General features: G+C 62.8%; 21 protein-coding genes and 1 pseudogene. 9 read left to right on the top strand and 13 right to left on the bottom strand.

What is annotated here, in order from left to right; genetic code table 11:
* The first annotated feature begins 326 nt into the window (after nt 1-326).
* Nucleotides 327-611 (top strand): hypothetical protein, encoded by a 285-nt coding sequence (locus RHM57_RS10740; protein WP_322137463.1) that lies wholly within the window; start codon nt 327-329, stop codon nt 609-611.
* A gap of 132 nt (nt 612-743) precedes the next feature.
* Here the strand turns inward: RHM57_RS10740 and RHM57_RS10735 are convergent, their stop codons facing one another.
* The 4 genes from RHM57_RS10735 to RHM57_RS10720 form a co-directional block, all read right to left on the bottom strand.
* A complete protein-coding gene (locus tag RHM57_RS10735) occupies nt 744-881 on the bottom strand; it encodes a hypothetical protein (RefSeq protein WP_322137462.1) in 138 nt (45 codons plus the stop codon).
* A 101-nt stretch (nt 882-982) separates the two neighbouring features.
* Nucleotides 983-1,324: a hypothetical protein gene (locus RHM57_RS10730; RefSeq protein WP_322137461.1), complete on the bottom strand. Its 342-nt coding sequence runs from the start codon at nt 1,322-1,324 to the stop codon at nt 983-985.
* Nucleotides 1,324-1,593 (bottom strand): hypothetical protein, encoded by a 270-nt coding sequence (locus RHM57_RS10725; RefSeq protein ID WP_322137460.1) that lies wholly within the window; start codon nt 1,591-1,593, stop codon nt 1,324-1,326. Before RHM57_RS10725 ends, RHM57_RS10730 begins: the two co-directional genes overlap by 1 nt.
* Complete coding sequence (locus RHM57_RS10720; protein ID WP_322137459.1) at nt 1,590-1,874, bottom strand: hypothetical protein; 285 nt, start codon at nt 1,872-1,874, stop codon at nt 1,590-1,592. Before RHM57_RS10720 ends, RHM57_RS10725 begins: the two co-directional genes overlap by 4 nt.
* A gap of 131 nt (nt 1,875-2,005) precedes the next feature.
* Between RHM57_RS10720 and RHM57_RS10715 the strand changes: the two genes are divergently transcribed.
* Genes RHM57_RS10715 through RHM57_RS10705 form a run of 3 tightly spaced genes read left to right on the top strand, consistent with a single transcriptional unit; the run spans nt 2,006 to nt 4,145 of the window.
* Nucleotides 2,006-2,215, top strand: coding sequence for a tyrosine-type recombinase/integrase (locus RHM57_RS10715; protein WP_322137458.1), 210 nt, complete (start codon nt 2,006-2,008; stop codon nt 2,213-2,215).
* Entirely contained in the window at nt 2,212-3,156 is a 945-nt protein-coding gene (locus RHM57_RS10710; protein WP_322188009.1) for a tyrosine-type recombinase/integrase, read from the top strand. Before RHM57_RS10715 ends, RHM57_RS10710 begins: the two co-directional genes overlap by 4 nt.
* A complete protein-coding gene (locus RHM57_RS10705) occupies nt 3,153-4,145 on the top strand; it encodes a tyrosine-type recombinase/integrase (RefSeq protein ID WP_322188007.1) in 993 nt (330 codons plus the stop codon). The genes RHM57_RS10710 and RHM57_RS10705 overlap by 4 nt, the downstream gene beginning before the upstream one ends.
* Nucleotides 4,146-4,252: 107 nt before the next feature.
* Here RHM57_RS10705 and RHM57_RS10700 read toward each other — a convergent pair whose 3' ends face one another.
* Nucleotides 4,253-5,203, bottom strand: coding sequence for an IS1595 family transposase (locus RHM57_RS10700; protein WP_322188005.1), 951 nt, complete (start codon nt 5,201-5,203; stop codon nt 4,253-4,255).
* A gap of 62 nt (nt 5,204-5,265) precedes the next feature.
* On the opposite strand from RHM57_RS10700, the pseudogene RHM57_RS10695 reads away from it, so the two are divergent.
* Nucleotides 5,266-5,883: pseudogene (locus tag RHM57_RS10695) on the top strand (transposase); the annotation flags it as partial.
* A 219-nt stretch (nt 5,884-6,102) separates the two neighbouring features.
* On the opposite strand, the gene RHM57_RS10690 reads toward RHM57_RS10695, so the two are convergent.
* Both RHM57_RS10690 and RHM57_RS10685 read right to left on the bottom strand, forming a co-directional pair.
* Nucleotides 6,103-7,047 carry a hypothetical protein gene (locus RHM57_RS10690; protein ID WP_322188003.1) on the bottom strand — a complete coding sequence of 315 codons (945 nt, stop codon included), beginning with the start codon at nt 7,045-7,047 and terminating at the stop codon, nt 6,103-6,105.
* A gap of 410 nt (nt 7,048-7,457) precedes the next feature.
* Nucleotides 7,458-8,147, bottom strand: coding sequence for an IS256 family transposase (locus tag RHM57_RS10685; RefSeq protein ID WP_416172946.1), 690 nt, complete (start codon nt 8,145-8,147; stop codon nt 7,458-7,460).
* A 373-nt stretch (nt 8,148-8,520) separates the two neighbouring features.
* Between RHM57_RS10685 and RHM57_RS10680 the strand changes: the two genes are divergently transcribed.
* The 3 genes from RHM57_RS10680 to RHM57_RS10670 all read left to right on the top strand — a co-directional run bounded on the left by RHM57_RS10680 (nt 8,521) and on the right by RHM57_RS10670 (nt 12,775).
* The gene (locus RHM57_RS10680; protein ID WP_322135500.1) at nt 8,521-9,813 is read left to right on the top strand and encodes a glycosyltransferase; all 1,293 of its coding nucleotides are present in this window, start codon (nt 8,521-8,523) and stop codon (nt 9,811-9,813) included.
* Nucleotides 9,814-10,040: 227 nt separating this feature from the next.
* A complete protein-coding gene (locus RHM57_RS10675) occupies nt 10,041-11,696 on the top strand; it encodes a right-handed parallel beta-helix repeat-containing protein (RefSeq protein WP_322188001.1) in 1,656 nt (551 codons plus the stop codon).
* Nucleotides 11,693-12,775 (top strand): right-handed parallel beta-helix repeat-containing protein, encoded by a 1,083-nt coding sequence (locus RHM57_RS10670; RefSeq protein ID WP_322187999.1) that lies wholly within the window; start codon nt 11,693-11,695, stop codon nt 12,773-12,775. The genes RHM57_RS10675 and RHM57_RS10670 overlap by 4 nt, the downstream gene beginning before the upstream one ends.
* A gap of 522 nt (nt 12,776-13,297) precedes the next feature.
* Here RHM57_RS10670 and RHM57_RS10665 read toward each other — a convergent pair.
* The 5 genes from RHM57_RS10665 to RHM57_RS10645 form a co-directional block, all read right to left on the bottom strand.
* Nucleotides 13,298-13,651, bottom strand: coding sequence for a glycosyltransferase (locus RHM57_RS10665; protein WP_322189858.1), 354 nt, complete (start codon nt 13,649-13,651; stop codon nt 13,298-13,300).
* Nucleotides 13,652-13,688: 37 nt separating this feature from the next.
* Nucleotides 13,689-14,453 (bottom strand): IS21-like element helper ATPase IstB, encoded by a 765-nt coding sequence (gene istB / locus RHM57_RS10660; protein WP_322135186.1) that lies wholly within the window; start codon nt 14,451-14,453, stop codon nt 13,689-13,691.
* On the bottom strand, nt 14,450-15,571 hold the full coding sequence (locus RHM57_RS10655) for a Mu transposase domain-containing protein (protein ID WP_322138562.1): 1,122 nt from the start codon (nt 15,569-15,571) through the stop codon (nt 14,450-14,452). Before RHM57_RS10655 ends, istB begins: the two co-directional genes overlap by 4 nt.
* A 182-nt stretch (nt 15,572-15,753) precedes the next feature.
* Nucleotides 15,754-16,479, bottom strand: a complete 726-nt coding sequence (locus tag RHM57_RS10650) for a hypothetical protein (RefSeq protein WP_322187997.1) — start codon at nt 16,477-16,479, stop codon at nt 15,754-15,756.
* 103 nt (nt 16,480-16,582) lie between these two features.
* A complete protein-coding gene (locus RHM57_RS10645) occupies nt 16,583-17,176 on the bottom strand; it encodes a TetR/AcrR family transcriptional regulator (protein ID WP_322135503.1) in 594 nt (197 codons plus the stop codon).
* Nucleotides 17,177-17,207: 31 nt separating this feature from the next.
* Between RHM57_RS10645 and RHM57_RS10640 the strand changes: the two genes are divergently transcribed.
* Entirely contained in the window at nt 17,208-18,926 is a 1,719-nt protein-coding gene (locus tag RHM57_RS10640) for an HAD-IC family P-type ATPase (protein WP_322135504.1), read from the top strand.
* A 374-nt stretch (nt 18,927-19,300) separates the two neighbouring features.
* On the opposite strand, the gene RHM57_RS10635 is transcribed toward RHM57_RS10640, so the two are convergent.
* Nucleotides 19,301-19,945, bottom strand: a complete 645-nt coding sequence (locus tag RHM57_RS10635; protein ID WP_322137288.1) for a fasciclin domain-containing protein — start codon at nt 19,943-19,945, stop codon at nt 19,301-19,303.
* Nucleotides 19,946-20,261 lie beyond the last annotated feature (316 nt).

Here is a 20,261-nt window from a genome sequence, read left to right as displayed (position 1 = left end):
GTACTGGAGTTCGTACGACACCCTTTTGCTCGTCACGGGGATACTGACCGCATCGATTGGGCTGCTTCCGGTGACGGGCATTCCGACGCGAACGCGGGTCCTGGCCATGGCGATCGGGGCTGCCGTGATCGTGCTGTCGATCATTACCGGGAACATGCAGTCGTTGACGTATCCGAGCCAGGTGTCGTTCGGCCCGGTTATTCCAGTTATGGGCGCTGTGCGAGTGTTGTTCGTTGCGCACAAGGCACGGAGGACATCCGAGCAGGAATCTTTGGCCGCGCTGGACCGGGACGAGTCGGGGCAGGAGAGGACGCTCGTCGAGCAGAATGCACCGCTCCCGGTACCCTGCCGGCAAGTTACTTCCGGCGCTTCCTGCGGCCCTTCCGCAGCTGATGGAGCCGGTTCCCGCACCAATTCTCGAGCTGACTCCGGCCGAGCTCGCCGCTGACCGGGCCACCTCGGCTGGTGACCTCGCCGACCTGGCGTATCTCCACCCCGGGCCGCTCCCCGCGATCGCCGCGAACCCGTCGGCGTACCCGGAACTGCGGGAGTGGATCGCCGCGGCCGGCGACCGACCCGCGCCGGGCGGCCCGACGTGCTCGGTGGGCTGAGCTGCATAGCTTTTTCTGTGACGGCGAAATCTCGGCGCGACTACATTCATTTCTCGATGTCCCTGCCGTTCTGCCCGCTTCATTCTCGCGCCATTCTCATGGCGTTCGGTAGGTGCTCTGCAACGTGGGACTCTAGCCTTCCGGCTTACCATCCAACCCGAGCTGCGGCTCGGTGTAAAACCACGGCTCTTTGCCGGTCATCTCTGCGGCCGTGGCCCACGCCTCATCTGCTCGCAGGTGGGCCGGATTACTGCCCGCGTCGATGTCCACGGGCCGTACGCTGCGCCTCAGAAGCCGTATTCGTGGTGACCTCCAGAGCAGCGCCGAACTTAGCGGTTCCGGCTCGCGGCCCGTCGCGTCGCTCATATCGGTCAGGCTACCCGCCATTCTGGCCGGATCTCCGGCATCGGCTCCGCATCTATCCAGAGGACAGGTGCCGAGGTCTCGCCACCGGCACCGATCATGTCGTCCGGGTCGCGCCAGGTCCACCAACCCCGTAGCCCCTTACTGAGCTCGAAGCGGCCGACGTGCTGCATCCTCCCGTCGGTGATGAGGTGCGGGCCGGCGCTACCCCTGGCGACACCGCGTCCGAGCCTGATCGATCCGTTCTGGTAGAGCCGGACGACGACTATCTCGGCGTCCGTTACGGCGGTGTAAGAAAATCCGCGCGGACTGTCGAGCCCGATTCTCAAAGGGCCAAGGCCGTCGTCCATCACGGCAGCGGCTCGAACGGCGGACCGGGCAGCTGCTCGACCGAGAGGACGATGCCTCCGGTGAAGTGGACGGCACGGCCGTCATCGTCGAAATCTATCAATGCCGGCGAGCCTGCTTCCAGCCGGACGCCTGCGCATGGTGCGTATGGGAGCCCCTCGGCAGCCGAAGCCATGGCGCGGCCGGTCACTAGGTGCCGCGCGTAGAGAATCACTTCTCGGGTCGTCGTGATTTTGAAGAGTGAGAGCTTGGTCAGGTCGTGTGTTGTCATGCGGAGTACATGCGCGGGATGCTCGGCGGCTCGAATTCCAGGGGGTTAAGTTCTACGACGTCAAGGACAAGGCCGCCGATGAAGGCCTTACCGCCGAGCCATCTGAGCTGGGCAGGCTCGCCCAATTCAAAGCTGATTGCACAGCAGTACAAGTAGGGGGCACCCTCGCCAATCGAGGCGGCGGACTTCGCCGTCGCCTTAAACCTGAGAAAGAGTATGACTTCGCTGGAAGTAGTGATTTTGAAGGCCGAGAATTCCCTGGAGTCTTGGGTCGTTTGCATGCCGAGTACATGCGCGGTACACCTGCCGTGCAGGCCTAAAAAGGCACGATCGCGATCTCGAACCATGCGGGCTGCTGCGCGCCGATCACTCAGTCCCTGAGCACACGGCGCGCATCGGCCAGGGTTAACACGTGGCTCTCGCGGATGAGAAGCCGTTCGGGCCCCACCGGTTGCGCCATGGCCTGGCCGAGGCGATGGTCGCCGCCGAAGTCCCGTTGGCCGGCATCGGGCAGGTGCTGCGCCATGAGGATCCGGCGACAACTGCGAACTACGCCCGCGTCGACGTGGTGCGGTTGCGACAACTGGCCCAACCCTGGCCGGCCGGGGGCGAACTCTCATGACCTGGTCGGAGGACGTCGATGACTACATCCGCCTGCGCCGTCAGCTCGGGGCCCATTTGCACTGGCCCGAGCACCTGCTGCACCAGTTCGCCACCCACCTGACGAACGCCCACATCACAGCAATCACCATCGCTGACGCGATCGCTTTCTCCAGCGGCCTGCCTGCCGGGGAGACGACTCCGCCGGCGACGCGGGCATCCACGCGGATGACCGCGGTCCGCGGCTTCGCCGACTACATGCACGCGCTGGATCCGATCCATCAGGTCCCGCCCCGCGGGATCTTCTCAGATCCCCTTCATCGCACAAGTCCCTACATCTATTGCCCTCTCGAGATCACCGCGGTGATCCATGCCGCAGCGGCGCTGGTGGGCGGCCGCCGCGCCCGGACCTACCCGGTGCTGTTCGCCTTGCTGGCCGCGACCGGAATGCGCGTCGGAGAGGCTATCGGGCTCGATCAGGCTGCAGTGGACCTCGACGCCGGGGAGCTGGTGATCAGCCGCGGAAAGGGTGATCCGCGACTGGTCCCGCTGCACCCCACCACAACCGCAGCGCTGGGGGGCTACGCGCACTGGCGCGACGACCAACACCACGACAATGCTCGGACGCGATCCGTCGCGTTCTTCACCGACCCGGCAGGTGAGCGGCTGAAATACGCGGCTGTTCTTGATAACTGGGTCCAGGCGTCCACGGCGTCGGGGCTGCGCACCCCAACACAACACCCCCGGATGCATGACCTGCGTCACACGTTCGCGGTCAACACTTTGTTGGGCTGGTACCGCGACGGCGTCGATGTTGCCGCGAAGATGCCTGCCCTGTCCATTTACCTCGGCCACTCCAAGCCCGCCGACACTTATTGGTATATCAGCGCCGTCCCCGAGCTACTCGCCTACGCCGCCACCCGGCTGGAGAACGCGACCGACCGGCAGCAGGGGCAATCATGACGTCCCTCGCGCCGCTGTTGCAGGTGTTCTTCACCGACCGGCTCCTCACCCAACGCCAATCCAGCAGCAACACGATCGCCTCCTACCGCGACACCATCACCTTGCTACTCGGCTATGTCTGCGCCCGGACCGGCAAGGGGCCTTCCGATATCGACATCGGCGACCTCGACGCCGACACCATCACCGGATTCCTCCACCACCTGGAAGAGGTCCGCGGAAACAGCGTTCGCACCCGCAACACCCGCCTGGCCGCGATTCACTCTCTTTTCGCCTACGCCGCACTGCGCCACCACGAACATGCCGAAGTCATCCAACGCGTCCTGGCGATCCCGGCCGCACGCCAACGCCGCACCGTTGTCACCTGGCTGGAGCCCGCCGAAGCCAACGCGCTACTGAAGGCCTGCAACCGGCACACCCGCACCGGCCAGCGCGACCACGCTCTATTCACCCTGGCGATCCAAACGGGACTGCGCGTCAGCGAACTCCTCGGCCTCACCATCGCCGACATCCAGACCGGGGCCGGAGCCCACGTCCACTGCCTCGGGAAAGGCCGCAAAGAACGCCGAACCCCGCTGCTTCCCGCCACCGTCAATGTCCTAAAACGATGGATCACCGAACACGGCGGCCCTCCCAGCGCACCGCTGTTCACCAGCAGCACCGGACGAGGCCTCAGCCGCGACGCGCTCGAACACCGAATCCACCACAGCATCACCGTCGCAGCCGCATCCTGCCCCTCGTTGATCGGCAAACACGTCAGCATGCACACACTGCGGCACACCGCCGCAATGCGACTACTCCACGCCGGGGTCGACACCAGCGTCATCGCCCTCTGGCTCGGCCACGAACAAATCGTGACCACGAACATCTACCTCCACGCCGACATGACCCTGAAAGAGGCCGCGATCGCCAAAGTCACCCCGCTCACCGTCCCCGCGGCCGGACGATACAAGCCCACCGACACCGTCCTGGCATTCCTCAAAGCACTGTGATTATGCCGACCTTTTCAGCCCGGCTCCCGCCTGGAAGCTGGGATCGGAGACCAACATCGGCATAATCACAATGTCGGCATAACACGACTAGTGCGTATCCGCTTAGCTCAGCTTCGCTTGGCTGCTGCCGGGCCTTCGGCCACGATCTCAGCCCTGGTAGACGGCGGATGGTGGCTGCTGAGACCAAGGAGGGTTTGAAAAGCGGCCATCGGTGTGCGTCGTCGGTTGTATCGGAAGATGAACTCGTCGAGGTAGACCTGAAGATGCTCGGCGCTCACGCCGCGGTGTGTGCCGCGGAGCCAAGACTTGAAGTTCGAGATCGCCCGGTGCGCCCGCGGCAAGACCGGGTCGGTGTCGCCGTCACGCTTGGCCTTAGCCTGGCTGCGCCGGCGGTGCACGTAGCCCATACTCGTCAGTTTCGCGTAGCCTTGCCACCCGTCAGTATGCACGATCGCTCCCGCCTCGACGGTCCGTTCGATGAATCCGGACAACGTTGCCGCGGTCGCGTCGTCGATCAGCTCGATCCGTATGCGACCTGAACCGGTGCCGCGCACCTCCACTGCGATGATCCCGGTGGAGGCCTTCGCGACCCCGCTGCGCCCGCCGCTCCTGCCCTTCTCCACACCGCCGATCTCGAACTCATCGACTTCGACCTCGCCCGAGAGCAAACCCCGATCAGGGGCAACCATTGCGCGGCGCAGCTTGTGCAGCATTGTCCAGGCCGTGTCGTAGCGGGTCAGCGCGAGTTGACGTTGCAACTGCCTCGCTGACAATCCTGGCGTGCCGGTAGCCACCAAGTACGCCGCCCAAAACCACAACCGCAGCGACAACCGGGTCTTGTGCATCACGGTCCCGGCCGTCACCGAGACCTGATACCGGCATTGGACGCACTGCCACAGCCGTCGGGTGGCGATCGGATACGCGTCGCGGCCACCGCAACGGGGGCACGTGAACCCCTCCGGCCATCGACTCTCAAAGAGATAGTCCAGGCACGCCTGCTCATCCACGAACCACTCCTGGAAGGCCAGAATCGACCGTGGAAAATCAGGTTTGGACACACTTCACACTAGCTGAGCTAAGCGGATACGCACTACACGACTTATGCCGATGTCGGCATAACACGTGGGACATCACGAAGTTGGCGGGCCCGATCAAGAGCAAGTACTTCAACTGCTACGTGATGATCGATATCTTCTCCCGCTACATCGTCGGCGCGAAGGTCCACCCGGCCGAGTCCGCCATCCTGGCCGCGGAAATGATGACGGAAACCTTCGGCATCCACGGCACCCCGCAGGTCGTCCACGCCGACCGGGGCACGTCGATGACGAGCAAGACCGTCGCCGCGTTGTTGTCGGATCTGGAGGTCACCAAGTCGCACTCCAGGCCCCGGGTCAGCAACGACAACCCGTACTCGGAGTCGTGGTTCAAAACGCTGAAGTTCGCACCCGTGTTCCCGGAACGCTTCGCGAGCCTCGGCGACGCCCGCCGCTTCATGGACACTTTCGTCGAGGGTTACAACCACACCCACCATCACACCGGCATCGGCCTGAACACGCCCGCTGACGTCCACTACGGCCTCGCAGCAGGCAAAGCCGCCGAGAGGTCCGCGACCCTGGCTGAAGCCCGGGCCAGGAACCCGGAACGCTTCAGCACCAGCGTCGATCCCAAGATCCCTAACGCGGCCTGGATCAACAAGCCTGCCGAAGCACAAGAAGACGAGACGAAACTAGCCGCCTAACTCACGCTGGCCCCATTAAACTTGACAAATTCCGTATCGGCGGAAATAGGCTCGAGGTTCCGCTCACCTGCGCCAGAGTCCGCCGCCAACGAGGACCTCACGGTTTCCTCCGAGCGGGCGAGATTCGATAGATACGCTGAAACAGCGAAATCTTCTGCAAAATGTCAGCGGGCACCACAACTGGAGGTCGTGGTGCCCGCTGATCACGTGGTGCGTTTGTTAGTTGTTGTCTGTGTTGTCTGTGTTGTCTGTGTTGTCTGTGTTGTCTGTGTTGTCTGTGTTGTCTGTGTTGTCTGTGTTGTCTGTGTGCTCGGTGTTGTTCGACATGATCAGTAGTCCCTTAGGCTGGATGGCGGCGAGGGCCTTGATCGGGTTCAAGGTTCCATCGGTCAGGTTGAGGGTCGCGAGGTAGGCGGGTCCGGCATCGGGCGTGACTGACGAGATGGCCTGCCCGGCGGAGAACGGTCCAGTGACGGCGTCAATAGTGTTGTGGGTCGGGTCGGTGATCCAAAGCGTCTGCTCGGGCCGGCCCGCGAAGACGGTGTCGTCCATCGGCTGCGCCACTGAAAGAACGTGAAGCGTGGCTGAGGGTTCTGCGCGGGAGGCGAAGACGAGTTGCTGGTCGCCCTGGGCGGTGAGCATGAAGTCACCGCCGAACCGAGACGCTGTGCGGGGGACCATGGTGTTTGAATCGGGATCCGTCAGGGCCAAGTTCACGCTGTGGCCTGCGTTGGCACCATTGGCTGCGGTCGCTAGGGCGTTGTCGGCGAACAGCGGGGTGAGGGTTGCTGTCGTGCCGTCAAGGTCCACGAAGTACAGGGCCGGACCGGTCGCGTTGGTGGGCGCCGAAGCGGAGATGACGATCCGGCCGTGGACGAGAGAGATCGCGTCGGTGCCACCGCCATGGGTGAGGCCCGCGTAGTCATAGGTCTTCACCGCGTGCTCGTCATCGGGGGACAGGGTGCTGAAGTGGGAGTTGCCGTCTTCATTGGTGGTGATCAGCAGGCGGTGATGAGCGTTGTCGGCGGTGAGGCCATCCACTTTGCCGGTGACCTGCCACGACGTGCCCGGGCGACCGTCCAACCCGTATTCCTGGATTGTGCTGGAGGTGACTCCGCTCGGGGACGCTTCCCCGAGCGAGCCGACCCCGTTCTGAAAAGCCACGAACACATGATCGCCCAAACGGGAGATGTCATCTGGTTTGGACTCGGCTCCGACGGCGGCAAAGGAATACACCGTGTAGCCCGTTGGCGGGGTGGAGTCCCGGTGTTCCACAGCTGAGGCCGGAAGTGCTGAAGCTCCCAGAGCACCAATTGTCACCGCCACACCCAGGATTGCGAACGATGTGCGCTTGAACTGAACAAATGCGTGACGCAAGAGATCCATCCTTTGATCGTCGATATGGTTCCGATCGAACGATACGGATCTCGCAAGGCATACCCCTGATAAGGGGGACAACGGTGGGGAAAGCTGAGATGAACCTCAGGTGAACGAACCCTTTCATAAGTCCCCGGGAACAGCGATTCGGAGATGCAGCCATGCGTCGACGTCGACGCTCGTTGAAAAGTAGGCCGTTAGCGAAACTGGCCTACTTTTCGAAGAGCGCTGACACCAGGCGTCGCTGCAGTCGGCTGCTCGCGCGACACGCGGCGCCTGACCTGCAAGCCCAGGATCTCGCGGTGGCCGTCCTTGTTCACGCCCGTCGCGAGGAGCGCGTGGACGTTGGCGACACGGCCGCCCTCGCGCACCTTCAGCACCAGGGCGTCGGCGGCGACGAACATGTAGGGGCCGGCGTCGAGGGGCCTCGTGCGGAACTGCTCGACCTGCTCGTCGAGGTCTTTGGCCATGATCGATACCTGCGATTTGGAGAGGCGGGTGATGCCGAGGGACTCGACGAGTTTCTCCATCCGCCTGGTCGAGACTCCGAGGAGGTAGCAGGTCGCCACGACGCTGGTCAGGGCGGCCTCGGCGCGGCGGCGGCACTTGAGGAGCCAGTCCGGGAAGTAGGTCCCGGTGCGCAGCTTCGGGATCGCGACGTCGAGGGTGCCGGTGCGGGTGTCGAAGTCCCGGTGCCGGTAGCCGTTACGGGAGTTGGTCCGGTCGGCGGAGATCTGGCCATACTCGGCGCCGCAGACGGCTTCGGCCTCGGCGCTCATCAGCGCGTTGATCAACGTGGTCAGCATCTGCCGCATCAGGTCCGGCGAGGCTTGCTCGAGTTGTTCGGACAGAAAACGGGCAGTGTCAATAAAATGGGGTGCGGTCATCGCGTGTACTCCTGGTGACGTCCCCCACGCGTGAACCTTGCCATGGCCGGTGGCGACCAGTTCGGGATCGCGCGGCCGGGTGCCGGGGCGGGCGCCGTGCCAAATTTCGTCCTCGGGTGACAACCCGGCGGATCTTCTCTCTCTTCACACCGCGGGGGTGTGTGGTTAACCACATTGCTCTCAGTCGTGCCTAGTGACCGTTTGGTCACACGGATATGGTCTCGATGCCGGTGCCGACGACACCGCCAGTTTTGCTCGGGCGCGCTGCAAATGGACTCTGCACGAGCGTGAACGATTTTGTGGGAACGAAGACGTTGTGCCGCTTTCCGTGCTTGTGCCCTCGCCCGGCGATCGCTAGCAAAGGACCACACTCTTGTATTTTGAACTGGTTGCAGCGCCGGATGCCCGTGCTGGTTTTGATTGGTCGGTCGTCAGTGGTGTTGTGGCCGTTGTCAGGCCGTATTTTCCTTTGGCCGTGGCGGGAACGATTGTGTGGGGCCTGTGGTTGTTCCGGTTTGTGTTGTCGCACCGGGTGGGGCCCATTGTCACGGGTTTTCGGGCGTCGACGTCGGTCGTGGTCCCCTCGTTTCACGAGGATGTTGAGATTTTGATGAGTTGTCTGGATTCCTGGAGGGCCCAAGACCCGGGGGAGATCATCATTGTTTTGGATGTGGTCGATCTGGAGGCGTTCGAACGTATCGAGGATTTGGCTGATCCCCGACTGATCCCTGTGCTGTTCCACCATGCGGGTAAGAGGTCTGCGCTGGGGTGCGGTATTCGTTTGGCTCGTTTCGACATTCTCGTGTTGACGGATTCGGACACGTGGTGGGGTGACGGGTTGTTGGAGAACGTGCAAATGCCTTTTGACGACCCGCTGGTCGGTGCGGTTGGCACGCGCCAGAACGTGTATCAGCGTGAGTCGAGCGTGTGGCGGAGGATCGCTGACTGGATGGTGAACTTGCGCTATCTCGACTACGTTCCGGCGATGGGTAAGGCTGGGGCGGTGCCCTGTGTGTCTGGCCGCACCGCCGTGTATCGTCGGGCGGCGGTCCTGCCCGTTCTCGAGCACTTGGAGGATGAGTTCTTCTTCGGCCGGCGGTGCGTGTCCGGAGATGACGGGCGCCTGACATGGCTGGTTCTCGCTTCAGGATATAAAACGGTTCATCAGTCCTCCGCCCGGGCGGTGTCGATGTTTCCCTCGAGTTTCCGTGCTTTCGTGAAGCAACGAGTGCGGTGGAGCCGCAACTCCTACCGCTGCTACTTGACGGCGGCATTCAGAGGATGGCTGTGGCATGTCCCCTTCATCACCAAGGTGACCGTGCTGCAAATCCTGGTCACGCCGATAACGATGGGGCTCAGCTTGTACTATCTGCTCTTCCAGCGCCTGGAATTCACTGCCTGGGGCGTCGCGGGAACTCTGTCGTGGCTTCTTTTAGGTCGCGGAATTCGAGGGATATCCAACCTTCGCGAGAATCCCAGAGACATTTGGCTACTGCCGTTGTACGCATTCGCGGTGATTCTGGTGGCGCTGCCGATCAAGGTCTATGCGTTTGCGACGATGAACCGGCAGGGCTGGTTGACTCGGCGCGCTGACCAGATCGGCGGCGACGGTCAAAACCACCAAAGCCTGAGGACGGACCTCGACACGGAGCAGGTGTCCTTGTGAGTATCAGGCGGCCCATTGTAATTATCGTTCTTGTTTTGCTCGTGACCTCTGCGGTCGCGGCCACGTGGATACTCGGGGTCAGTGTTGGAAAACAATCCGCACCGATGAGTAATGCTCGTGGTGATGCGGTTGGCTCTGGCGCTGTGGGGACTCTGTATCCGGGTGATCCGGCGCGGGAGTCGGCCTTGGTGACCGGGGAGAACAAACGGCTGGTCTATGTGCGGGCTATGGCCACCCTCGCTCCGTTCCGAGTGCGCAGCCTGGTGGGTCCGTTTCGGCTGGAAACCAGCGGAACGTTCACTCTCGTCTTGCCCGGGCGGGATAGCCCCTACACCCTGGCGGACCTGCTCGCGCTGGCCCCGGATACTCTCATCCGCCAGCCCGAAGGGTCTTACTTTCTCACTGAAAACCTGGTTGTCCTCACCGGGGCGACGTTGGCGTTGGACGCTCCCGAAGGGATCAGCCTCCGCCTGAAGAGTGACTCGGCTTCCTTCGTCTCGATCGTCACTCTCGGGGGCTCCCTGAGTGTGTCTGGTTCGGCGGCAGCCCCCGCGACGATCACGAGCTGGGATCCAGCCTTGGGAGCACCGGACACCAGCACCAGCGATGGCCGGGCGTACATTCGGGCAATTGGCGGACACACCGACCTCACCCACGCGCACATAGCGAATCTCGGCTTTTGGGGCGGGAACACCGGCGGCCTCGCGTTCACCGGAACGGACCCGTCGAATATTTTTGATTCTTCGATCGGTTCGGGCACCCTAGTAGCGGGGACGATCCCCAACGGCGCACCCTTGGTTGCCGGAGCGGACCTCGCCAAGATCTCCGAGGGAGCAGGCGAGCAACACACCCTTGCTTCCGCAACCGTTGACCATGTCACCGTGACAGGAAACGCTTACGGAATCTTCGCGAGTAACGCACACAATCTGGCCGTTGACGATACCCAGATCACAGGAAGCCTCATCGACGGCCTCGCGTTGCACCAAGCGGTCACCGAAACCACCATCAGCAACACGACGTCGACATACAATTATGGCGACGGTTTCTCTTTGGACCGCTCCAGCGGCAATGCTCTCTATCACGATGACATTTCAGCGAACAACGGGCGTGACGGCTTCAACATTGACGGCCAACCTCTCGCCCTCGGCCCCTGCCCGGCAGGATTTGGCACCCAGGGATACGGGGGAAACCGAATCGTGAACAGCACCATTACGGGCAACACGCGAAACGGCATTGAAATCAGCGGCGGACAGAACGTGGAAGTGACAGCGTCGTCCATCTCTCGAAACGAGGACGGCATCCTCGTGGACCACGGGGCAGCCAACGTGCAGCTGACGAATAACACCCTCCAGGACCAACGCAACCGGGGCATCGCGATCCGAGACGCCGGAACGTCATCGACCGTGACAGGAAACACCATCAGCGGCGGGGACACCGGCGTGTCCCTGCGGAATTCTGCTGCCTCTGTGACGGCGAATGTCGTGGCCGGAATCACCAACCACGGCATGGCCCTCCAAGGCGACACCAGCCAATCGCAGATCACCGACAACACCGTATCCGGGACCGGCTCAACCGCGATCTGGTCCGAAACGACCGGGGCATCCTCAGGTGACAGCATTGTCGGGAACAACGACGTCCGGGGGTGGCACCCAGCACCCACACTCGCAACGGTCACGAACTGGGTGTTCCAACCCCTCACCTTCGTGTGGCTCTTCCTCGCAACACTCCTTCTCGGAAGCGCAGTCACCCGCAAACGACATCTGCAACTTCGAAGCATCCATAGCCCATTCCCCGAGCACGCGCAGCCATCCCGCAACATTGCCACCCGCGAAGGAACAAAGAACACCCAACACACGCCCGTGCCGGCCCGGAGGCTGCCATGAAGCACCCACCAGTCTTTTTGGTCTTGCTCTTGGCGATCGCCCTGCTGGCCGTTTTCGCCGTCCTCTACAGCGGCTGGCTGACCCAGGAAAATACCTCCTCGGGTGACCCAGGAGTTGCCACGGAACCGAGCCAGTTCGCCTCCGCCAGCCCGGCTGCCACGGCGCCAACCCGAAACGCGGGGTGCCCCACCAGTGCCGCCACAGTGATCGTGACCAGCGCCGCCGAGCTCACCCGGGCACTAGACCACCCGCAGCCTGGAACGGTTATCCAGCTCGCTGACGGCGTTTATTCCGGAAATTTCACCGCGTCCGGGCGAGGTAGCGCCGCGCTGCCCATCACCCTCTGCGGAACCAAGAGCAGCGTTCTGGACGGAGGTGATGACCGTCACGGGTATGTTCTGCACCTCCAAGACGCCGCATTTTGGGTTTTAGACGGTTTTACCGTCCGCAACGGGCAGAAGGGAGTGATGTTGGATGGGACCAGCAACACGGTCCTCCAGAACCTGACCGTTCAGCACGTGGGCGATGAAGCCATCCACCTGAGAGCCTTCAGCAGTGACAACACGCTAGTCGGCAATACGATTTCGGATACAGGGCTTTTCAAGCGCAAATTCGGTGAAGGCATCTACGTCGGCACTGCCGAAAGCAACTGGTGCACTATCAGCAACTGCGCCCCCGACACCAGCGACCGCAACGTCATCACCGGGAACACCATCTCCGGCACCACAGCGGAAAGCGTCGACATCAAAGAGGGAACAACCGGCGGCACCCTCAATCAGAACACCTTCGACGGTTCGATGATTGTGCAGTCTGCAGCCAATGCCTGGGTGAATGTCAAAGGCAACAATTGGACCATCGACTCCAACACGGGAACCAACTCACCCCAGGACGGCTTCCAAACCCACGAAATTCTCGACGGATGGGGAACCGGGAACATATTTCGTAACAACACCGCCAACGTCAACGGCCCCGGCTACGGATTCGCTCTCACGCCCGTCCGCGGCAACATCGTCGAATGCGGTGCGCAAAGCTCCAACGCCCAACACGGCCTTTCCAACGTGCCCTGCACGCCCATCTAGTCAAGCCCTTCTTTCCGCGTCCTGTCCGCACCGGACCCGAACGTAAACACGACGCCACCATCGAAGACCGGCTTCTGTCATCATCCAAGATGCCCCGCAGGTACCGTTCGCGGGCTCGCCGACGATCCTCATCGATGGCGTCGACGCGTTCCCGAGCGAAGGACGCACCAGCGACCTGGCCTGTGCGTCCAGTAATCCACTGGGTTACTCGAACGAGATCATCGTGAGCGCGGTTGTTAGCCCTCGCGGTCGGCCCTCAATTCAGCGAACCGTGCCAGGAAAGTGATGCCGATCCAGGCGGCCGAAGTGATGGCCGCCAGGGCGATGAGTGCCGGCATGACCGTTTTCCAGCCGCGACTCCGCATTCTCCCCATTGCCGAAGGCTAAAGTGCAACCCTGCGATTGTGCTGCCGTGGTGCTCGAGTCGCCTGCGAGATCTCTCATACCAAGCCATAATCATGCCGACAGCTGCGCGGTCGCCAGCACACGCTCCACACCCGAATTGATGTGATTGGGACCCCGTCAACGATGGGGTGTGGACGACGGGGACATCAGCGACTGGAGCAGCTGCGCAGCCTTCTCCGTCCCCCGGCTGGCGCGGATCGCTTTCCCGAGGCGTTCGGCCTCGCTCCGATATGCGTCATCGGCCAATACCTGTTCGATGACCGCGCGGATCTTCGCGGGGGGCGAGGACGATGGCAACATTGCCCCTGCCCCCTTTTCCTCGATTATGCGTCCGATGAGAACCTGATCGAACATGAGGTTGATCGGCAGGATGACTAGGGGTAGGTCGTGTGCCAGGGCAAGCATCGTGGTCGAGTGCCCGCCGTGCCCGACGACCAGGGAGATGTTAACGCCAACCGAAAATAGGGCCACTTCTGCCAACTGAAAACAGGGCCACTCTCGTGTGGTTCTAGTGTGCCGTAGTCGCGGTGGGTTGGTGTTGCTTGAGCCGGTAGCTGTTGCCTTTGAGGCTGATCACGTCGGCGTGGTGAACGATGCGGTCGATCATCGCGGAGGCGATGGTGAGGTCGCCGAACACGTCGCCCCAGCGGGCGAAGGGCAGGTTGCTCGTCATGATCAGTGAGGCGTGTTCGTAGCGAGATGACACGAGTTGGAAGAACAGGTTCGCGGCGTCCTGGTCGAAGGGGATGTAGCCGACCTCATCGACGATCAGCAGGCTGTAACGGCGCAGCCTGATGAGTTCGGCGGCGAGTTTGCCTCGTGAGTGGGCTTCTTGGAGTCGAGTCACCCAGCCCGTCGCGGTGTCGAAGAGGACCCGGTGGCCGGCTTTGGCGGCCTTGATTCCAATGCCGACGGCGAGGTGTGTTTTCCCGGTTCCGGGAGGCCCGAGGAGGACGACGTTCTTCGCTTCGGTGAGGAACACGCTCGTGCCCAGGTGCGCGATCAGGTTCCGGTCTGCGGAGGGCTGGTGGTCGAAGTTGAAGTCCTCGAGGGTTTTGTGACCCGGGAACCGGGCGGCCTTGATGCGGAGCGCTGCCCCGGAGGCTTCGCGTTCGGAGACCTCTTTGGAGAGCACTGCGGCGAGGTATTCCTCGTGGGACCAGCCCGCGTCGCGGGCCTGGTCGCCCAGGCGCCGGAAGGCTTCGCTGATCCGTGGGGCCCGCAGCGCGCGGGCGTAGTACTCGATCTGCGAGGCCGCTTCCGACCCGGTCATGACGCGACCGCCAACACGGTCGGGGTGGTGTCTAGGTCAACGCTGAAGAGTTCGTCGTAGCGGGCCAGTGAGGCCATCTCGACGACGGCAGTGACCGCGGGCCGGCGGGCGCGTTGGGCTTGGAACTGCGCGCGCAGCTCGGCCGCGCGGAGGACGTGCGCCGGATCGGTCACGGTCAGTTGCCGAGCCCATTTCCGGCGGTGCGCGGCGATGAGGACCCCGTCGTGGTGGACGGTGACGCGTTCCAGGCCCGCTGTCACGTCCACGACCCGGCCGATCATGGTCGGGTCGACGGAGTAGTCGTTGCTGAAAGCGCGAACGTAGTAATCCCGTGGGAGCCGGACGCTATTTCGGAACATCACTTCCGGCGCCAGCGGCGGCAGCCCGCGCATCGCCGCCCGGTCGATGCTGATCAGGTCCTGCGGGCGGCCTCTGCGTGACCGGGAGAGACGGTTGTTCGCGATGGGCAGCCACCCGGCCAACTGCTCATTGAAGTCGTCGGGCGAGGTGAACGCCCGGCCCGACATGAAGCGGCTGCGGAAGAACCGATTCATCCGCTCGACCATGCCCTTGGACTCGGGGTCACGGGCCTTGAGTAGCTTGATCTGGGTGCCGAGCGTACCGGCGAACGCGGCGGCGGGCTCGGTGAGTTTCCCGCGCCCGATGCCGGTCTCGTTGTCCCAGGTCAGCCGGGCGGGAACGGCCTCGGCCTCCTGCAGCAACGACCACATCCCGCCGAGCAGATCCGGCGTCGTCCGAGACGGCAACATGCGGGCCTGGATGAATCCGGAGAACGTCGAAGTCATCACCAGCACCGGCGGCGCAGCAGCCTGGTCATGGCCCAGCGGCAGGTCTTCGTGCGGGAACCAGAGATCACACTGGACCTGGAACCCGGGCGGGTGCACCAGCCGGTCCGCGGGGTCCGGCACCGCGTACTCCGGGCGCAGCTCGGCGATTTTGGCCCGGAACAGCGACGGAGACCCCGACCAGCCCACCCGTTCGGCCGCGGTCGCGGCCGGCATCGTCGGCGTTGCCGCAAGCAACACCCGCACCTGCGACGCAAACGCGTCGAAACTCGACCCGGTCGGCTCGCGCTTATACGTAGGCGACCTATCCACAGCCAACGCCCGATCCACCGTTCCCCGGGACACCCCGGCCAGCCGGGCTATCTCCCGTTTCGAATGCTTGCCCGTCGAATGCAGGTGGCGAATCTCTGCCCAATCATCCAATTTGATCACCTTCCATAATGGTTGGTGGCCCTATTTTCAGTTGGCGTTTCTGGCCCTGTTTTCGGTCGGCGTTAACAGGAGACAGTGGGCATCACTTCGGCATGGGGGAGATAGCGGTGCAGTGCCGTGTTTGCGGGCGCCTGTAGTTCGTCGGGCTCTACTGCCGGGCCAGTCGTGACGAGCACCCGCACCGGGAGATCGCGGACGGCGTCGAGGACCTTTTGAAGCACCTGGGCTTGCCCGGCGACGTAGGTTGTGCTCAGGCTCACCAGGATCGTCGGCGTCGGTGGGACAGCCGGCGACGCGATATCCCGGGCAAGCTCCGTCAGCACCGGCCCCGTGTAGTTGAGCTTCACTGTCGAGCCCCGATGAGAGGGTCGGTCCAGTTCCTCGAGGGTTGCGACGATGACCAGGTCGGCTTCGGCCCACAGTCTTCGCGGACGCAGGCCGGTCATCCGTGCGACGGCCCCCGGGGCGCCGCTGGCCATCTTCCGATCGACGGCGTCGTAGAGGGAGTGCACGAGCACCGCTCGGCGAAGCCCCGCCTGTGCCGCAGAGTTCAACGCCCCGAAGAGCAGGCAGTCGATGACGACAAGATCAGGTGGCGCCTTCTTCACCTCTGCAAGCAGGTCGCGGCCGAGGCTGCGTCCGGTGATCAGGCGAAGAAAGCCGATGGCGTTTGAGGCGGCACCCCGTTTTCCCGTTGCGGTCCACGGGCCAGGTTTCCGGTAGGAGGCGAAGTCGAACCCCGCTCGCTCGAAGGCCGCGCGCTGCTGCTCCTGGCCGAGGAAGGACACCTTTTCACCTCGACGAAGCAATTCCTGCGCTATTCCTACCGCCGGAGCGACGTTTCCGCCGCCATCCCAGGTGACAAAAAGGACTCGAGACATTTCAGTTCCCTCATTCTCTCGGTGATGCGAGGATCGCATCCACTAGCTGCTGCATCCTCTGCTCGGTCAGTTCGCGGCTGAGGCCGCGATCGCGGCGCAGGAGTTTCCAGGTGTAGACATCCGTCGCAACAACCAGCAGGTCGGTGATGGCTGAATGCTCGGGGCTGGCTTGCTTGGCAAGCCGCAGGCCGAACACCGTCTCCACCCAATCGCGGTGAAGCTGCTTTCCCGGCATCGTGATGCCCCGGATGCGCTCGTCGGAGCCCTCCTGGCCGAGCAAGGCGATCACCCAATCGCCTCTGGTCTCGTAGTGATCGATGATCACCCGCACCGCTTCGGTAACGTCGCCCACCGGAGTGGCGCGTTCGGCCACGACCTCGGCACTGCCGAACTCGACGGCGGCATCAAAGAGGCCAGCGCGGCTCCCGAAATGGCGAAGGATCGTCTGCACGGTCACACCTGACCGGTGAGAGACATCGGCGAGCACGATTTCGACGGTCAGTTTCTCGGTCGCGAGTTCCAGCACGGCGCGCAGAATGCGCGCCCGGGTCTTGGCGACGCTGATCGAACGGTTGGTCATGGAGTAGTTGCGCTCAGAATTCATGTTAACCATAACTAACAACAATTGCGGGTGAATGTCAACGGCGTTCCCCAAGCGTTTGGTCTGTATCGAAGACCTCGGCGATCTGGATCTGTTGGTCACGGACAAGACCGGAACCTTGACCGAGGGGCGCATCAGCTTCACTGCTGCGATACCCGCCTACGGAACGATCACGGCCGAGGAGTTGTTTCGTCTGGGCTTGCTGGCGACGGAGACCGACTACACCAAAACTCATCCATCGATTGTGGGTCTCAACGCGTTGGATGCCGCCCTATGGCAGGGCCCAGAAGCAGCTTCTTTCGTCGTGGGCAGCACGCACCAGCTCGACCTTGTTCCGTTCGATCACGACCGGCGCATGACGAGCGTTCTCGTTGTCGACGCTGAGGGTACTCCCCGCCTGATCGCCAAGGGCTCAGCAGAGGACGTCTTCGGGCGCTGCTCGGACGTCTCGGCGGGCGCCCAGGCCATTCTCGACGCCCAGTACGAAGCGGGCGCGCGAGTGGTCGCGGTGGCGAGTCGTGTCGTAGCAGGCCTCGCCCTGATTGAAGCCGCCGACGAACAAGACTTGACGCTGGCCGGCTTTCTCGTCTTCGTGGACAAACCCAAAGCCGATGCGCGCGCATCCCTCGACCAGCTCGCCTCCCTCGGTATCGCCCTCAAGATCGCGACCGGCGATAATGCCAAAGTGGCCGAGAAGGTCTGCGCAGACCTGGGAATGATCTCCGGCGGCACCTTGACGGGCGAGAATATCGACGCCCTCAGCGACGACGAACTCGGGGAAGCCGCCCGCCGAGCGACCATCTTCGCCCGTGTGTCACCTGAGCAGAAAGCGCGGATCTTTGAACGACTTCGCGAGAAAGGACGTTCGGTCGCTTTCCTCGGCGACGGCGTCAACGACGCTCTGGCCCTTCATCGGGCCGACATTGGTATCTCCGTCGAGACTGCGGCCGACGTCGCTAAGGATGCTGCGGACGTGCTCTTGCTGGATAAGGACCTCAGCGTGCTCGCAAACGGCGTGATGGAGGGCCGCCGTATCTTCGCTAACACGATCAAGTACGTACTGATGGGCACATCCAGTAACTTCGGCAACATGTTCAGCGCTTCCGTCGCATCGGTGGTCTTGTCCTTCCTTCCAATGCTCCCTGGCCAGATCCTCCTGAACAACCTGCTCTACGACGCCAGCCAGCTCGCGATCCCGAGCGACCGGGTCGACGAGGAACAGCTTCATGCACCCTCGCACTGGGACATCCGCTTCATCCGCCACTTCATGATTGTCTTCGGACCGATCAGCTCGCTCTTCGACTTCGCCACCTTCGCTCTCATGCTCTTCGTCTTCAGCGCGGCACCACCCGAGTTTCGATCAGGCTGGTTCATCGAGTCAATCGCTACGCAGACGCTCATCATTTTCGCGATTCGCACCCGCCGTGTTCCCTTCTTCCGTAGTCGTCCTTCGCTCGGGCTCACTCTGGCATCCCTCGGTGTGGTCTCTATCGGTGCCTGGCTGCCGTACTCACCGCTCTACGATGTGCTCGGATTTGCTCCGCTCCCGGCACCGTTCTTCCTGGCGCTGGTCGGAATGGTCGTTATTTACCTTGTACTCGTCGAGATCGCGAAACGATGGTTCTTCAGCCTTAGTGCCAAGCAGTCCGAACACCGCCCCGCCGAGCATCCCGTGCGCCGACGCAGCTACCCCCACCGTGTCGCACGACGCGCATCCCGCTTCACGTCGAGATCACCCCACGCGGGAAGCTGAATCGATGTGGATCGGGCCTTGCGAACCTCAAACGATTGGCCAGTGCTGGCGCTCGCCTGGCTCCAAGTGAAAGCAAGCCCTCGCCTAATTCGCCCTCATCCACATAGCGCTCGACGTGGCAGTCTTTCGCGGGCATCGACCTGCGGATCAGGTAGAGATCGACGTTGTCGAGCCCGAGCTTGTCCAGGCTCGCATCGAACGTATCGAACGCATCGAACGAGCACCTGACGCCGAAGTCCGGTCGTGGTTCCGGAGCAGGCGAACGTCTGGTTGCTCTGGTCGGTCGCGTGAGTTCTCGATCTGTGATCGGGCCAGCGGGCGCGGCCTGCGTCGATCGCAGATCGAGGAATTGCCAACGGTGAACTGAGACGATGCTATTTGGTGGGGGGCATCAGGACGGTGTCAATCAGGTACACGGTTGCGTTCTTGGTCTGAACTCCGCCGCAGATCACCGAGGCACCGTTGACCTTGAGGGTGTCTCCACTGCCGGTCACGGTGAGGCTGGCACCGTTGACGGTGGCGTGGGGGCCAGCGATCATGTCCGGGGCAAGTTGACCGGGAACGACATGGTAGGTCAGGATGCTGGTCAACGTCGCCGCTCCAGCAGGCGTTTTCAGGGTGGCGAGGGTGGCGGCATCGATTTTAGCGAACGCGGAATCCACCGGGGCGAAGATCGTGTACTGCGCCCCATCCAAAGTCTTTGCCAAGTTGACGGCCGGGTTCAGGGACCCGGAGACTGCTGCCGTCAGCGTCTTCAGGAGCGGGTTGTTCGACGCAGCGACAGTGACGGGCGAGGTGGACATTCCCGTCACTGAGCCAGGTCCGGTGGGAACTTCTTTGGCATACGCCGCGCACCCCGTGCCGACGAGCATCGCTGCAGAATCATTGCTCGGGCTTGCCATCGCACTTTGCGTTGGAGCCGGAGCGCTCGTGGTGGTACTCGCGCACGCTGATAGCCCGAGGGCAGCGGCAGCAGCAAGAGAGATGATGGTCAGTGTCTTACCTGTCTTGGACAACATGGAAATTCCCTTCGTCATGGTGCGTGGTTTGTGCTGCATGCGGTGAAGAAAACCGGATCTGTTCCCTATACGGAAACTACTTCTCGATTGCTTGCTCTCGCGGATGCACCCTTTCACGTTTCACACAGCAAATATTCAGGGAAGACACTTCAATTCACGTAGAAGAAACAGAGGGGGACCACCAGTTTTCATGGCCGCTCCTCCGTCGGGACGAGATAAAGCCATCGGGCCGACATCCCTATGAGCTCGGCGGGCTCGGACTAGGTGGCCTGGCGGTTCAGCGCAGGGGGGGGGTCCGGCTGACTGCGAGTACGGG

This window comes from Cryobacterium sp. 10S3 (assembly GCF_034344045.1).
Taxonomy (GTDB): Bacteria; Actinomycetota; Actinomycetes; order Actinomycetales; family Microbacteriaceae; genus Cryobacterium; species Cryobacterium glucosi.
The sequence above is the reverse complement of the archived record's forward strand: the minus strand, read 5'-3'. Positions and strand labels throughout refer to the sequence as shown.

Coding starts and splice junctions, on each gene's coding strand:
- RHM57_RS10740 (WP_322137463.1), top strand. CDS start 327: ATGCACCGCTCCCGGTACCCTGCCGGCAAGTTACTTCCGGCGCTTCCT.
- RHM57_RS10730 (WP_322137461.1), bottom strand. CDS start 1,324: ATGGACGACGGCCTTGGCCCTTTGAGAATCGGGCTCGACAGTCCGCGC.
- RHM57_RS10725 (WP_322137460.1), bottom strand. CDS start 1,593: ATGACAACACACGACCTGACCAAGCTCTCACTCTTCAAAATCACGACG.
- RHM57_RS10720 (WP_322137459.1), bottom strand. CDS start 1,874: ATGCAAACGACCCAAGACTCCAGGGAATTCTCGGCCTTCAAAATCACT.
- RHM57_RS10710 (WP_322188009.1), top strand. CDS start 2,212: ATGACCTGGTCGGAGGACGTCGATGACTACATCCGCCTGCGCCGTCAG.
- RHM57_RS10705 (WP_322188007.1), top strand. CDS start 3,153: ATGACGTCCCTCGCGCCGCTGTTGCAGGTGTTCTTCACCGACCGGCTC.
- RHM57_RS10685 (WP_416172946.1), bottom strand. CDS start 8,147: ATGACCGCACCCCATTTTATTGACACTGCCCGTTTTCTGTCCGAACAA.
- RHM57_RS10675 (WP_322188001.1), top strand. CDS start 10,041: ATGGCCACCCTCGCTCCGTTCCGAGTGCGCAGCCTGGTGGGTCCGTTT.
- RHM57_RS10670 (WP_322187999.1), top strand. CDS start 11,693: ATGAAGCACCCACCAGTCTTTTTGGTCTTGCTCTTGGCGATCGCCCTG.
- istB (WP_322135186.1), bottom strand. CDS start 14,453: ATGACCGGGTCGGAAGCGGCCTCGCAGATCGAGTACTACGCCCGCGCG.
- RHM57_RS10645 (WP_322135503.1), bottom strand. CDS start 17,176: ATGAATTCTGAGCGCAACTACTCCATGACCAACCGTTCGATCAGCGTC.
- RHM57_RS10640 (WP_322135504.1), top strand. CDS start 17,208: ATGTCAACGGCGTTCCCCAAGCGTTTGGTCTGTATCGAAGACCTCGGC.
- RHM57_RS10635 (WP_322137288.1), bottom strand. CDS start 19,945: ATGTTGTCCAAGACAGGTAAGACACTGACCATCATCTCTCTTGCTGCT.